This window comes from Populibacterium corticicola, from assembly GCF_042683685.1.
Classification (GTDB): domain Bacteria; phylum Actinomycetota; class Actinomycetes; order Actinomycetales; family Cellulomonadaceae; genus Timonella; species Timonella corticicola.
The window spans coordinates 274,000-287,146 of sequence record NZ_JBHUOP010000002.1; the positions used below are offsets into that span (position 1 = coordinate 274,000).

Here is a 13,147-nt window from a genome sequence, read left to right on the forward strand (position 1 = left end):
TGTATTCGCTGGGCACCCACGCAAGGGCTGAGGCAAAACGGTTACCCCAATTGTGCCTGCCCAGGTTGAAGGTGGCAAACATACGCGACCTCCCCTGGACACTGTTCACCCAGTCGAAACGCAGCGCCGCGCACCACTTCCCCTATGCGATTGACCATTCCCGTACGGGAACTCGCACGACCGCCCCGCGCCGCAGCACCGGCTCGAGTTCAATGTCCTGGCCACTGAGGCTCAGCACACGGAACAGCGAGCGGCTCACGGACAGGTTGTCGGCGTTTGCTTCCGCCTCAGTGACGACCTGAGTTGCCAGCGAGGTATCGGGGGCACGCCAGGTTTCTCCGATCACATCTGCTCCGGTTGCCGCCTGTGGCACTGAAACAGCCGTGATGGCCAACAGTTGTCCGTGTTCGTTGGATAGCCGGACGGGAACGTCGCCATCGCCAACCGGATATCCGAACACGGGAGTCCCGTCACCGCGGAAGAAGAACGGCTGAACCCGTCCGTGCCGATTGTGGTCGAACAGTGGGTTGCCCACGATGTCGCGGTAACTGCGAGCGTGGTACACGATCACATCTCGGCCCTGTTCATCCGTGGTGAATGAGTTGTGGCCCGGACCGTAAGCCTGGGTCAGATCGCTCGAGACGAAGACAGGCTCAGGACTCTTAGCCCAACTGTCCGTGGAGAGCAGGTCTGCATCCTCGCTCGCGGTGAGCAGGCCCATGCAGTAGTGGTGGTCGGTTGCACTGGCGGAGTAGGTGATGAAGATTCGTCCGTTGCGCTTGAGCACAGCAGCGCCCTCATTCACGCGGTAGCCGACGTTTTCCCAATCGCGCTCTGGGCTTGTGAGCAGTACTGGGTCGCCTTCGAGCGTGAACGGATCAGCCATCTTCGAGATGTAGAGGTCCGAGTTGATGACCACGCCGTCCGGCAGACCAGGCTCCTGGATAGGACGCTGCGCCCAGACGTAGTAGAGGTCACCGCGGTGTTCGAACGCGGTTGCATCGAGTGAGAACTCGTCCCACTGCGTACGGATCCGCACGGGATCGCCCCAGGTTGCGGTGCGTGGGTCCTCGCCAACGCCCTCAAGGACGTACATGCGGATGCGGAACGGCTTGTCGGCATGTCCCGCGGTGAAGTAGAAGTACCACCTGCCGTTGATCTTGTGCAGTTCCGGCGCCCAGATGTTCCCGCCCATCTCGCCCACGTCCGGGCGAGTCCAGATGATTGTCTCCTCGGCGCAGTGCAATCCTTCGAGGGTGTCGGCACCGCGCAACACGATCCGATCGTATTCGGGGTACGAGCCGGTGAAGTAATAGGTGTCGCCGTCCTTGAGCACCCATGGATCAGCCCGCTTTTCGACGAGCGGGTTACGCGCAGTGGTCGCCGTTACGTATGTGGTTTCCATGGTTGTGTATCTCCTCGCACACCAATCTCTACATCGATGTAGTATCAGTGTCGTTAAAAGGCGCTCACCGCAGCGAGCGCCCATTGACAAGTCCTGTTACATTTTTACATCGTTGTAGATACTTTTGACAAGGGCCTTGGAACACCAAATCTCACACCGCCCTCTCCTGGGCGGAAAATCTCTCCTCTCGCCAGTTTCACTACCCTGCTTCGTGCCCCGGTTCCTCGCCCTCACCCTCGATGGGCCAAAGACAGTCCGGGTACGCATATTTTGTCCACACCCCGGACCAAAAACAGCCCACCGAGACACGTGAGGCGCGCTGGAAGGCACCGACTCGTCGCCAATCAGGACACAAAAAACGGCCCGGGTCACTCACGTGAGTAAACCCGGGCCGTGATCGTCTCCCCCGGAGACGTCCCTAGAAGGTCCCCCGACCACTAGGAAGACTGTCGGCTAACGCCGAGGTCACGTTAGAACCCCTGAGCCAGACGGTAGTACGACTGGTTCCAACGAATCTCATCAGCATACTGGCGGATGTTGGTGTTTTCATCGATGACAAGCAGTTCGGTTTGCGCCATCCGCGCGAAATCGGTCCACGCCTCAAGCCCTACCTGCGAGGACATGCAGGTGTGGTGTGCAGCACCAGACATGAGCCACGCCTCAGCAGACACCGCAAACGATGGCTCCGGCTTCCACACGGCACGCGCAACCGGGAGGTTTGGCAACGCCGCGGTTGGCTCCACGTTGTTGACCTTGTTCACCACAAGGCGGAAACGCTCACGCATGTCCGACATCGCGACAACAACCGCAGGCCCAACGTCGGCGGTGAACACCAGACGGACAGGGTCTTCCTTTCCGCCGATGCCCAGCGGGTGGATCTCCAACGTCGGCTTCGTCGTGGTCAGCGAAGGACACACCTCAAGCATGTGCGCGCCAAGGATGAGTTCATTACCTGGAGTCAGATCGTAGGTGTAGTCCTCCATGAGCGATGCGCCGCCTGGCAGACCATAACCCATGACCTTGGCCACGCGGATCAACACGGCGGTCTTCCAGTCGCCCTCAGCGCCAAAGCCGTAGCCATCGGCCATGAGTCGCTGGACAGCCAAACCTGGAAGTTGACGCAGGTCGCCGAGGTCCTCAAAGTTGGTGGTAAACGCCGTAAAGTCACCAGCTTCAAGGAAGGACCGCAACCCAAGCTCGATCGCAGCACCGTAGCGCAGCGACTCGTGGCGCTCCCCACCCCTACGAAGTTCCGGAACAACCTCGTAAAGGTCCTCGTACTCAGCCACGAGCGCATCGACTGCCTCGTCGCTGACCGCATTGACAGCGTCGTTTAGCTCATTGACGGACCAGGTGTTGACCGAGACGCCGAGTGAGATCTCGGCTTCGGTCTTGTCGCCCTCGGTGACAGCGACGTAGCGCATGTTGTCGCCGAACCGGGCAAGCTTCATATTCTGCGCGGCATTCCAGCCGGCGGCCGCACGAGCCCACGTACCGATCTGAGCGGTCACGTCAGGGTTCGATGCGTGGCCGACCACGGTCTTACGTGGCACGTTCAGGCGGGTTTGGATGTAGGCGTATTCGCGGTCACCGTGAGCAGCCTGGTTCAGGTTCATGAAATCCATGTCGATCGAGTCCCATGGAAGTTCAACATTCGCCTGAGTGTGCAGGTGCAGCAGAGGGGTACGCAGGGCGTCAAGCCCACGAATCCACATCTTCGCCGGTGAGAACGTGTGCATCCAGGTGATCAGACCGATGCAGTTCACGTTGGCGTTGGCCTCGAGGATGAGTTCCTTGATCGAGTCCGAGTCCTTCAAGACCGGCTTCCACACAACTTTGACCGGAACATCGCTCGCACCATCGATGAGTGCCGCGATCTCCTTGGACTGGTCCGCAACCTGGATCAGGGTTTCCTCGCCGTAGAGGCCCTGCGATCCGGTCAGAAACCAAATCTCTTTTCCTTCAAATGGGTTCTTCATGTTCTTCCTTGGGGTGTTTTGTTGCGTACCGCCGGAAGCGGTGCGAGTGAGTGGACGAAGTGATTACTGGCTCTACTCTCGGGCCAGAATCTACGTTTGCTTCACCTCCGCCGAGTTCGTGCTCTGCAACAAACTCAACTTCGGCTCAGCTGCCTTGACTACTGGCCGTACACGTTCTGGTAGCGCGCGTAGAGCGAGTCGATGTCCTTCTGCGCGATTCGGGTTGGCTCACCGAGCTGGCGCGAGATGTGCACGGTGCGTGCCACCTCCTCAACCATGACCGCTGCCTTGACCGCGTCCTTCGCATCCTTGCCGATTGTGAACGGGCCGTGATTACGCATCAGCACCGCGCGCGAACGCGACTCGCGCAGGGTGTCCACGATGCCCTGACCGATCGAATCGTCGCCAATGAGCGCGAACGGGCCGACTGGGATGTCGCCGCCAAACTCGTCGGCCATCATCGTCAGCACGCACGGGATCGGCTCAGCGCGGGCCGCCCAGGCGGTCGCGTAGGTCGAGTGGGTGTGCACCACGCCGTAAACATGAGGCATGTTGCGGTACACGTAGGCGTGAGCCGCGGTATCCGAGCTGGGCAGGCGGTCGCCGTCCACGAGGTTCCCGTCGAGGTCGCACACAACCATTTTCTCTGGCGAGAGTTCATCGTAGGTCACTCCCGAGGGCTTGATCACGAGCAGGTCCGCGCTTGTGAGCCGCTGCGACACGTTGCCCGCAGTCCACACCACGAGTTCCCATTTGGGCAGTTCCGCGTGGAGGTCGGAAACGATCTTGCGTACGGCCGCGACCTCGTCGCGAACCTCTTGGCTGTAGCCGTCGAGGCCGATGGCCTCGCCGATTCCGCGAGCCTTCTTTGCGTCAGTTCCTTCATTGCTGAACATGTGTGTCCTTCTGGTTTTGCTTTCCGACGAGCCTGCCAGCAGGTGATTCGATCCACTGTGGCAGGTTGAGGGGCTGGGTGGGGGAATCGAACGTTCAGAGCACCTCGGTTGCGGCGCGCTCGACGGCGAGACCGGCGTGATACTGGTCGAGATACTGCGCGAATCCGGCGACGTCCTGTTCATCGGGAGCGACTGTGGAGACGTTCGCGTCCGCGAATACGCGCTCATTGAGATACTCAGGAAGCGATGCCTTCGAGCCATTGGCGCGGGCACGAGCGTAGTCGGCGAGAACGGCAATGCCCCATGCTCCTCCTTCGCTCGCGGTGTCTCCAACGGAGACCGGTGCGTTGATCGCGGCAGCCAGCAGGCGCTGAGCCACCCCTGCGGTGCGGAACACGCCACCGTGGGCGAACATGTCGTCGATGGCCACGCCTTCACCTGCAAGCACGCGCATGCCGAGCGCGAGGGTGCCGAAAGCGCCGTAGATCTGGGTACGGGCGAAGTTCGCGAGGTTCAGGGTCGAGTCCGGGGTGCGCACGAACAGTGGGCGCCCCTGATCCAGACCGGTGATCGGCTCACCGGCGAGGTAGTTGTAGGCAAGGAGCCCACCACCGTTTGCCTCGCCGTCGAGCGCCGCGCGGAAGAACGCACCAAACACCTCATCCGATGTTGCACTCACGCCGAGCGCGGTTGCGAACTGGCCGAACACTGTGGCCCATGCATTGAGTTCGCTCGCTCCGTTGTTGCAGTGCACCATTGCGACCAGGTCGCCCGAAGGCGTGGTCACGAGGTCGAGTTCGTGATGGCGGGTCTTGAGCGCGTGTTCCAGAACGACCATCGCGAAGATCGAGGTTCCCGCGGAGACGTTTCCGGTGCGTGGCGCGACCGCATTGGTTGCGACCATTCCCGTACCGGCATCCCCTTCTGGTGGACACAGGAGGATACCTGATTGAAGCGCTCCCGTGGGGTCCAGCCAGGCGGCTCCGCTCTCAGTGAGAGAGCCTGCATCCTCACCTGCCACAAGCACCTTCGGAAGCAGGTCAACAAGTTTTGGGCTCTCGTGGCGAGTGGCCACGCGCTCGTCCACACGGGAGAGCAGCCGGGCATCGTAATCGCGGGCCTCTGGGTCCACCGGGAACATACCCGATGCATCGCCGACACCGAGGACCTTCTCGCCCGTGAGCTTCCAGTGCACGTATCCGGCAAGCGTGGTCAGGAACGCGATCTGGGAGACGTGCGGTTCGTTGTCGAGGATCGCCTGATACCAGTGCGCAACGGACCAGCGCAGCGGGATGTTGTAGTCCAGGAGTTCGCTCAGTTCCTCGGCAGCGGCACCGGTGTTGGTGTTGCGCCAGGTGCGGAACGGGGTCAGGAGGTTGCCGGATGCGTCGAAGGCCAGGTATCCGTGCATCATGGCGGAGATGCCAATTCCGCCGTAGGTTGTTGGGCGCACGCCATAGGTCGCCTCGACATCGGCGACCAACTTGGCATAGCTGTCCTGCATGCCAGCCTCGACAGCCTCAAGCGAGTAGGTCCACAGCTTGTCCTGGTAGACGTTCTCCCAATCGTGGGAACCGCTCGCAAGCGGGCTCCCATCCGGACCGATGAGGCAGGCTTTGATTCGAGTCGAGCCGAGTTCGATTCCAAGGGTGGTGTTCCCGGACTCGATGTCCTTACGGATTGCCTCGATCGTGGCAGACTCGTTGGTGACGGCCTGGGTCATGAGTTCTCCATCTGTCGCTGCCACTGCATTGTGGCTGAGGGGCCATTTTGTTAGCGTTCACATGATTTGTCTGAACGTCAGCGAATATGCGCTTTTAATGAATGTTAACGTTCACAACCCGCGAACGCAAGAGGACTACGACCAGATCAATGAGATAGTGCCGTTACCACTCGATACCGATCCACATCGCACGTCAACCTTCTCCGTGCCGATGGGGCGAGAATCGTCCGAAGACACACATCGAATAGGCGCACCCGGGCCAAATAAGACCCATCGTTGGAGATATCTCCATTGAACTCGGCCCACCCATGTGCGGGTTTGGGGAAAGATCGAATCGACCCTCGCTAAGTATTCACACGCGGCGGTGCGGTACTCTCACGCACGACCAGTTGCGGGGCGATGACCCGATCAGCCACGCTCCGACCCTCGATCACGCTCAACAGCGTCTCCATGATGGCCGCGCCGAGAGTCGCAAACCGGTGGTGCACCGTGGTAAGTGGTGGAATGAAGTTCGAGGCCCCGGGAACGTCGTCGACACCGACCACGCTCACGTCCTGCGGAACTCGCAGTCCCCTCTCCGCGAGCGCCCTGATCAATCCGAGCGCGATCATGTCGTTGGCAGCGAATACAGCGGTGGGCGCGCCAGCCCTGATCAGTTCGGCCCCTACGGCATATCCGCGTTCCGAACTCCAGTCACCCTGAATGAGCGGGACGGGGTTGATCCCAAGAACCGAGCATTCGTTCTTCCAGCCATCAAGTCGTGCCCGTGCATCCGACCAATCCAATGGACCGGAGATGTGTGCGATCTCGGTATGCCCGAGTTCAGCCAGGTGACGTACGGCGAGCCGCGCGCCCGCCTCCTGGTCAAGGTTCACCGAGAGCATTCCCGTTGGAACGGTGTCCGGCTGAGCCACAGCAACGACCGGCACGGGAGCATCGAACACATGCAGGGCCTCAACGACCTCCTGCTGCTGGGCGATGACGACGATGCCTTCAACGCCCTGTGCCAGCAGGTGATCAAGGAGTTCGCTCATGCGATGCGCATTGGCACGTTTGATGGTTGCGAGCGAGAGGAAGAAGCCAGCCTCACGGGCGGCCTCCTCTATGGCCACCATGGCGCGCTGCGGCCCGAACAGGGCGTTCCCACTCGTGATCAGGCCGATTGTTCCAGATCGCTGCGTGACCAGTGCCCGGGCGGCGAGGTTGCGGCGATATCCGAGTTCCTCGATCGCATGCAGCACGCGGTCGCGGGTTTCGGGGCGCACGTTCCCGTGGTCGTTGAGAACCCGAGAGACGGTCTGGTGTGAGACTCCGGCAAGACGAGCCACATCGTTCATGCCAGGTCGGCGTTGAGTGACCATGGAATCGTTGCGCTACAGACCGTAAGCGTTGTAGAAGTTCTCGATCTCGTCTGCGGGCGCATATGCCTCGAACAGCGCGGTGCCGTTGGTCCACAGGGCGCGTGCAGTGCCCGCCGGAAGCGTCTGGTCGCCGTGAGCCGGAGGCAGGACCCCACCCGTCTCGTCGACAGTGATGACAAAGTCGCCGACACTCGTACCATCTGACTCGACGACACCGGCTGAGATCGTCGTTGTGTCAGGGGCAAGGCGCGAGTCATATGCCGTCGCGGCGTTCTCCACCGACTTGAACTGGGCTGCGAGCACCTCCACTTCCACGCTTGCGTCCCCCGCCGGACCCGAGTAGTTGAGCACATAGGACTCAAGTGCTCCCTCGACAGGCCAGTCGGTGACCTCGGTCAAACTCGTCAGTGCAAACTGGTTGGCCGTTCCTGGGAGGGCTGCGGCGAACTCGGTGACCTCGCCGCGGTCAACCGGGTCTTGCGTTGGCGTAGGCGCATCCGCTGTGACCGTCACGGTTGGGTTGTGAGTGGGAGCCTCACTCGTGTCGGCATCTCCGCGGACAACCCCGATGATGCCGTCGATGATGAAGTAGAGGGCTACCAGAATCGCTCCCGCCCAGATGAGTTTGCGAGCGTTACTGGGGATTCCCACCGGCTTGTCGGTGGTTTCCGCATCGGTTGCGTCAACTTCGCCGGTGGGCTCAGGCTGCTGCGGGGTTACCTCGTTGTCGGGGGTGCTGTTGGCTCCAGTGTCGTCCTGGCTCACGTGGTATCTCCTTGTGCGGCTGGGTGTCGCGGACGGTTTTATCTGTCTATCGTAGTCGGCACCGCCCTTGAGAGTTACCAAAAGTGCACTCGCAGTGTGTGAGAGTGCGGTTTGGCGCACTCTCAAAGTGAGAAGCAGTTTGAGAGTGCAGTCCCAGACGCCCCCTCTTCCGCACGAGTGAGATTGGCGACGACCCTGCCGCGCTGGCAGGCGCGGTCGCGCTGGGAAGATGAGGGCTCGTCGGCACCCTACCCCTCTGGTAACCGAACTCAGCGATGCGCTGAGAGTGTGGGCTCGTCGGCCGCTCCCCCTTCACCGCGTGGCCCAAGTTTAAGAGTGTCAGAGGGACCGCGTAAGTTTGTGGACATGGCAACAGCAACGAAATCCTCGAAGGCCCGCCCCGCATTCAGATGCACCGAATGCGGCTGGACCACCGCCAAATGGGTGGGTCGGTGTGGCGAATGCCAGGAATGGGGCACCGTCACAGAGGGTGGGGCCGCGACCACCGGCCCAAAGACCACTGCGGCCAACCCATCCAAGAATCCCGCACGCCCAATCGCGGAGATCAGCGTTGACACCGCACGGGCCGTGCCCACAGGCATCAGCGAGTTCGACCGGGTGCTAGGCGGAGGGCTCGTCCCGGGAGCCGTCGTCCTGCTGGCCGGTGAGCCAGGCGTGGGAAAGTCGACGCTACTGCTCGACGTCGCCGCCACAACCGCTCGTTCGGGCCGCAAGGTGCTCTACATAACCGGGGAGGAGTCCGCCGGTCAGGTGCGGTTACGTGCGGAACGAATTGGAGCACTCGATGAGAACCTGCTGCTCGCCGCGGAGACAGACCTGGGCCTTACCCTTGGGCACGTTGAAGCAGCACAACCCGACCTGTTGATCGTGGACTCGGTGCAGACCATCGCCTCCACGGAGGTGGAGGGCAGCCCAGGCGGGGTCGGTCAGGTCCGCGAGGTTGCCGCGGCACTCATTGCGGTGGCCAAGGAGAACAACCTACCGGTCATCTTGGTCGGCCACGTCACCAAGGACGGCAGTGTCGCTGGTCCGCGCACACTTGAACACCTGGTCGATGTGGTGTGTCAGTTTGAGGGAGACCGTCACTCGCGCCTGCGTATGGTTCGCGCCGCAAAGAATCGGTTCGGACCGACCGATGAGGTGGGCTGCTTTGAACTGGGCGAGCAGGGAATCGTGGGACTTGCCGACCCGTCTGGCCTGTTCCTCTCCCACATCAACATGCTCGTCCCCGGAACCTGCGTGACAGTCACCGTTGAGGGTCGCCGTCCGCTTGCTCTGGAGGTTCAGGCGCTCGTCGTGCCCAGCCCGCTTGCCAACCCGCGCCGGACGACAAGCGGCGTGGACTCGTCGCGACTCGCAATGATCCTGGCTGTTGCGCACCGACACCTCGGAGCGCGCCTGATGGAGACCGACGTGTACGTGTCCACGATCGGTGGCGCCAAGATCACCGAGCCAGCAGCCGACATCGCGTTGCTGCTTGCCATCGTGAGTGCCCTCGAGGACACTGCACTCCCCGTGGGTACCATCGCGCTGGGCGAAGTCGGCCTGGCCGGTGAGCTACGACCCGTCACAGGCCTGACGCAACGTCTCAACGAGGCCGCACGGCTCGGTTTCAGGCGCGCAATCATTCCGGCCACGGCCGTGGTCGATGCTCCGCAGGGAATGCAACTCCTCAAAGCACAGTCCGTGGCGGATGCGGTGAACCTCGTCCGTGGCAGTTGACCTAACCTCCAGGCATCGCGCAAACAGCGTCCACTCGCGCATCACACAGTGAGACACGGGCTTAAGGGAGGGAGTTTTCTTGGCGTTACGCCGTAACATTCTAGATGTGGCGCACACCTCAGCAACCCCAGAAGAACTTTTGCACGAAACCCTGGCGGCCGTAGCCCCGGGCACCGAACTTCGCGATGGACTCGAACGAATCCTCCGTGGCCGTACAGGTGCGCTCATCGTACTGGGCTACGACTCGGTTGTGGAGGCCATCTCCACGGGTGGGTTCGAACTCGATGTCGAGTTCTCAGCGACCCGCCTGCGCGAACTGTGCAAGATGGATGGCGCAGTGGTGATGGACAGTTACACGGGCCGAATTCGTAGGGCCGCCGTGCAACTCCTCCCCGACCCGACCATCGAGACCTCCGAGTCTGGCACGCGCCACCGCACCGCCGAACGCGTCGCAAAACAAACCGGCCTGCCGGTCATCTCGGTGTCCCAGTCCATGCACATCATCGCGCTCTACATCGACTCGAAGCGCCACGTGCTTGAGGACCCAGACACGATCATCGGTCGCGCCAACCAGGCAATCGCGACGCTGGAACGCTACCGCTCCCGCCTCGACGAGGTATCCGGCACGTTGTCTGCACTTGAGATCGAGGACTTGGTGACAGTGCGCGATGTGTGCACGGTGGTGCAGCGTCTCGAGATGGTCGCCCGAATTTCCGACGAGGTGGCCTCGTATGTGGTCGAACTCGGCACCGAGGGGCGCCTGCTTGCGCTGCAACACGATGAGTTGATTGGCGCGATCGGCTCCGACCGCGAACTGGTGTTGCGTGACTACGTCGACACGATGCGCAAGGGCCACTCCGTGCCTGAGACCTTGGCGGCGCTATCGAGCCTGAGTTCGACGGATCTGCTGGACTTGAGCCAGATCGGACGCATCCTTGGACTTCCTGGCGGAGGCGATGCCCTCGACGCGGCTGTCGCCCCGCACGGTTATCGCATGATGGCTCGCATCCCTCGTCTACCGGGGGCCATCGTCGACCGTCTCGTCCTGCACTTCGGTGGGCTACAGAGACTGCTTGCCGCGACGATCGAGGACCTCATGGCCGTTGACGGTGTGGGCGAGCAGCGCGCCCGTGCGGTTCGCGAGGGTCTCTCCCGCTTGGCCGAGTCAAGCATCCTCGAACGCTACGTCTGATCCTCGCGCCGTACCGGCTGCCACCTACTACTTGAGTTGGAACACGAGTTCCTTCGATTCGGCTTCCTTGTACTTGGCGACCGCACGATAGGTTCCCGGCCTCACACTCGGCAGATCGGAATCACATGATTCGTTGGATCGGATGCCGTTCCATGAGAGCGCCGCGCTGGTTTTGGCTTTGGGGTCCATGTAGAGCGGTTTGGTGCCGGAGTCATCGCAGTCGTCAGAAGACCAGATCCGATCGCTCCCCGAATAGATCGTGACCACGGTGGTTGCCGGTGACACGTCGACTACGCAGGGAGTGTCGGATTCGTTGGTGACATCGAGGCTGAGCGGCATGGCGGCACCGGCATCGACAGAGTTCCGCTCCGAGGTGAGTGCGATGCTGATCGCGGTTCCATCGCAGGCTTTGGGGCTGGCTCCGTCGTCCCCCTTGGGTTCTTCGCTGTCTACCTGGCTGGAGTTGGTCTGGCCGTCGTCGGCGGTTTCGGTGTCATCCGTGCGGAACAGGCCGACGACGAATTTCACGGCGAATACGATGACTGCTATAAGCGCCACGACGATAAGGAGCGCGACGGCTCGGCGGATCCAGTACACGTACTGCGGTGTGGGGGCAGGCGCTCGGCGTGAGGCACGGGGCTGTCCTGGGTCGCGGTCGTGCGAGGGGGTGCGCGGTTCGCGGTCGGATTCGTGTGGCCCGTTCATGCTTCAAGGGTAGGCGGTTCTTGCCGGTTAGGTGTGTTTTCCACGCCGATAAGCCTGCGTTCTGGTAGTGTGTTCGCCTTTTCCTCGCTGCCCTTCAGTTGGGCGTCCAGTCATTCACTTCTGACATTTCGCAGGAACTGCGCCGCACCTCCACCGGTGAACCTTGCAGGGTCACCGTGTCGTCCCGATACGGCGAGGAGGAGATCCAGTGTTTGCGCAGAGACTTCAGACCCCTCACCCCATGTACTTCCGCCGTCGCTCCGTCCGCACGATGTCCCACACATCTGCTGTTGCAGAGTTTCACGGTCGCTACCTTGTGGTTGTCGTTTGCCTGTCGTCTGATACGGAAACTGTAGTTCACGGCACGCGCTGAATGACCCTCTTTCCTCATTCAGTTGCGAGCTCGTTCCCTCATCCGGGGTGTGGTGGTCGAGCGTGGTCGTTAGTTTTGTACAATGCGGTGTGCCCGCCGTGAAGTTTGTTCCCCCACGTGTTCCTCCTGCCACTGTCAGTGAGGTTCAGGTCTTGGTGGCTGACTGGTTCCGGCGCGAGCAGCGTCCCCTCCCCTGGCGGGAACCTGCGACGAGCGCCTGGGCGGTCTTGCTGAGCGAGGTCATGTCCCAGCAGACTCCGGTCGCACGAGTCGCGCCGATTTGGGCGCGCTGGCTTGAGTTGTGGCCGACACCTGCGGATCTGGCGCAGGCACCAACCGCGCAGGTCTTGCGCGAGTGGTCGTCGCTTGGCTATCCCCGCCGCGCATTGCGACTGCAGGAGTGCGCGGCCGCGATTGTAGAGCGGCACGACGGCGTTGTTCCCCAGATTTACGACGATCTGGTTGAGTTACCTGGGATAGGCGACTACACGGCGGCTGCAGTTGTGGCGTTTGCCCACGGCAGGCGTTCCACGGTCGTGGACACGAACGTGCGCCGGGTGTTGGCGCGAGTGTTCAGCGGTACGGCGCTTCCACCTCCAACATATTCAGCTGCTGAACGGGCTTTCGCCCGTGCGATCACTCCCGAACTGGATGAACAGGCCGCTGCATGGGCTGCCGGTTCGATGGAACTCGGTGCCGTGGTGTGCACGGCACGCACGGCCTACTGCGAGGCATGTCCGATATCTGCGTTGTGCGCATGGAGGTTGGCGGGCTTCCCCGAGGATGAGCACGCGCAGGTACGCACGACCCAGAAGTTCACGGGCACTGATCGTCAGGTGCGCGGCAAGGTCATGAAGGTACTGCGTGACGCGCATGGGCCAGTGTTGCGTTCGCAAATTGATCTGGTGTGGCCCGATCAGGCACAGTTGGACCGGTGCGTGGCGTCCCTGATTGAGGATGGACTGGCAGAGCAGGACGGCGAGGCCTACTCGCTGCCGCAGTAGC

10 protein-coding genes are annotated in these 13,147 nt (G+C 61.8%); 3 read left to right on the forward strand and 7 right to left on the reverse strand.

Annotated features, from left to right (window positions below; genetic code table 11):
* Positions 1-142 precede the first annotated feature (142 nt).
* The 6 genes from ACFSYH_RS04960 to ACFSYH_RS04985 form a co-directional block, all read right to left on the reverse strand.
* Positions 143-1,405, reverse strand: a complete 1,263-nt coding sequence (locus ACFSYH_RS04960; RefSeq protein ID WP_377465503.1) for a glycoside hydrolase family 43 protein — start codon at positions 1,403-1,405, stop codon at positions 143-145.
* Between the two features lie 470 nt (positions 1,406-1,875).
* Positions 1,876-3,384 carry an L-arabinose isomerase gene (gene araA / locus ACFSYH_RS04965; RefSeq protein WP_377465504.1) on the reverse strand — a complete coding sequence of 503 codons (1,509 nt, stop codon included), beginning with the start codon at positions 3,382-3,384 and terminating at the stop codon, positions 1,876-1,878.
* 158 nt (positions 3,385-3,542) lie between these two features.
* Positions 3,543-4,280 carry an L-ribulose-5-phosphate 4-epimerase gene (locus ACFSYH_RS04970; RefSeq protein WP_377465506.1) on the reverse strand — a complete coding sequence of 246 codons (738 nt, stop codon included), beginning with the start codon at positions 4,278-4,280 and terminating at the stop codon, positions 3,543-3,545.
* A 94-nt stretch (positions 4,281-4,374) separates the two neighbouring features.
* Positions 4,375-6,003, reverse strand: a complete 1,629-nt coding sequence (locus ACFSYH_RS04975; RefSeq protein WP_377465507.1) for a xylulokinase — start codon at positions 6,001-6,003, stop codon at positions 4,375-4,377.
* A 344-nt stretch (positions 6,004-6,347) separates the two neighbouring features.
* Positions 6,348-7,364, reverse strand: a complete 1,017-nt coding sequence (locus ACFSYH_RS04980; RefSeq protein WP_377465509.1) for a LacI family DNA-binding transcriptional regulator — start codon at positions 7,362-7,364, stop codon at positions 6,348-6,350.
* A 12-nt stretch (positions 7,365-7,376) separates the two neighbouring features.
* Positions 7,377-8,129, reverse strand: a complete 753-nt coding sequence (locus tag ACFSYH_RS04985; protein WP_377465510.1) for a hypothetical protein — start codon at positions 8,127-8,129, stop codon at positions 7,377-7,379.
* A 366-nt stretch (positions 8,130-8,495) separates the two neighbouring features.
* Between ACFSYH_RS04985 and radA the strand changes: the two genes are divergently transcribed.
* The gene (gene radA / locus ACFSYH_RS04990; RefSeq protein WP_377465511.1) at positions 8,496-9,872 is read left to right on the forward strand and encodes a DNA repair protein RadA; all 1,377 of its coding nucleotides are present in this window, start codon (positions 8,496-8,498) and stop codon (positions 9,870-9,872) included.
* 106 nt (positions 9,873-9,978) lie between these two features.
* Positions 9,979-11,064 carry a DNA integrity scanning diadenylate cyclase DisA gene (gene disA, locus ACFSYH_RS04995; protein WP_377465513.1) on the forward strand — a complete coding sequence of 362 codons (1,086 nt, stop codon included), beginning with the start codon at positions 9,979-9,981 and terminating at the stop codon, positions 11,062-11,064.
* 27 nt (positions 11,065-11,091) lie between these two features.
* Here the strand turns inward: disA and ACFSYH_RS05000 are convergent, their stop codons facing one another.
* A complete protein-coding gene (locus ACFSYH_RS05000) occupies positions 11,092-11,769 on the reverse strand; it encodes a hypothetical protein (protein WP_377465515.1) in 678 nt (225 codons plus the stop codon).
* 471 nt (positions 11,770-12,240) lie between these two features.
* Here ACFSYH_RS05000 and ACFSYH_RS05005 point away from each other — a divergent pair, with 471 nt between their 5' ends.
* Positions 12,241-13,146 (forward strand): A/G-specific adenine glycosylase, encoded by a 906-nt coding sequence (locus tag ACFSYH_RS05005; RefSeq protein ID WP_377465518.1) that lies wholly within the window; start codon positions 12,241-12,243, stop codon positions 13,144-13,146.
* Position 13,147 lies beyond the last annotated feature (1 nt).

Excerpts from the sequence above, each read along its gene's own strand:
- ACFSYH_RS04960 (WP_377465503.1), bottom strand. The coding sequence starts at position 1,405 with ATGGAAACCACATACGTAACGGCGACCACTGCGCGTAACCCGCTCGTC.
- araA (WP_377465504.1), bottom strand. The coding sequence starts at position 3,384 with ATGAAGAACCCATTTGAAGGAAAAGAGATTTGGTTTCTGACCGGATCG.
- ACFSYH_RS04970 (WP_377465506.1), bottom strand. The coding sequence starts at position 4,280 with ATGTTCAGCAATGAAGGAACTGACGCAAAGAAGGCTCGCGGAATCGGC.
- ACFSYH_RS04975 (WP_377465507.1), bottom strand. The coding sequence starts at position 6,003 with ATGACCCAGGCCGTCACCAACGAGTCTGCCACGATCGAGGCAATCCGT.
- ACFSYH_RS04980 (WP_377465509.1), bottom strand. The coding sequence starts at position 7,364 with ATGGTCACTCAACGCCGACCTGGCATGAACGATGTGGCTCGTCTTGCC.
- radA (WP_377465511.1), top strand. The coding sequence starts at position 8,496 with ATGGCAACAGCAACGAAATCCTCGAAGGCCCGCCCCGCATTCAGATGC.
- ACFSYH_RS05000 (WP_377465515.1), bottom strand. The coding sequence starts at position 11,769 with ATGAACGGGCCACACGAATCCGACCGCGAACCGCGCACCCCCTCGCAC.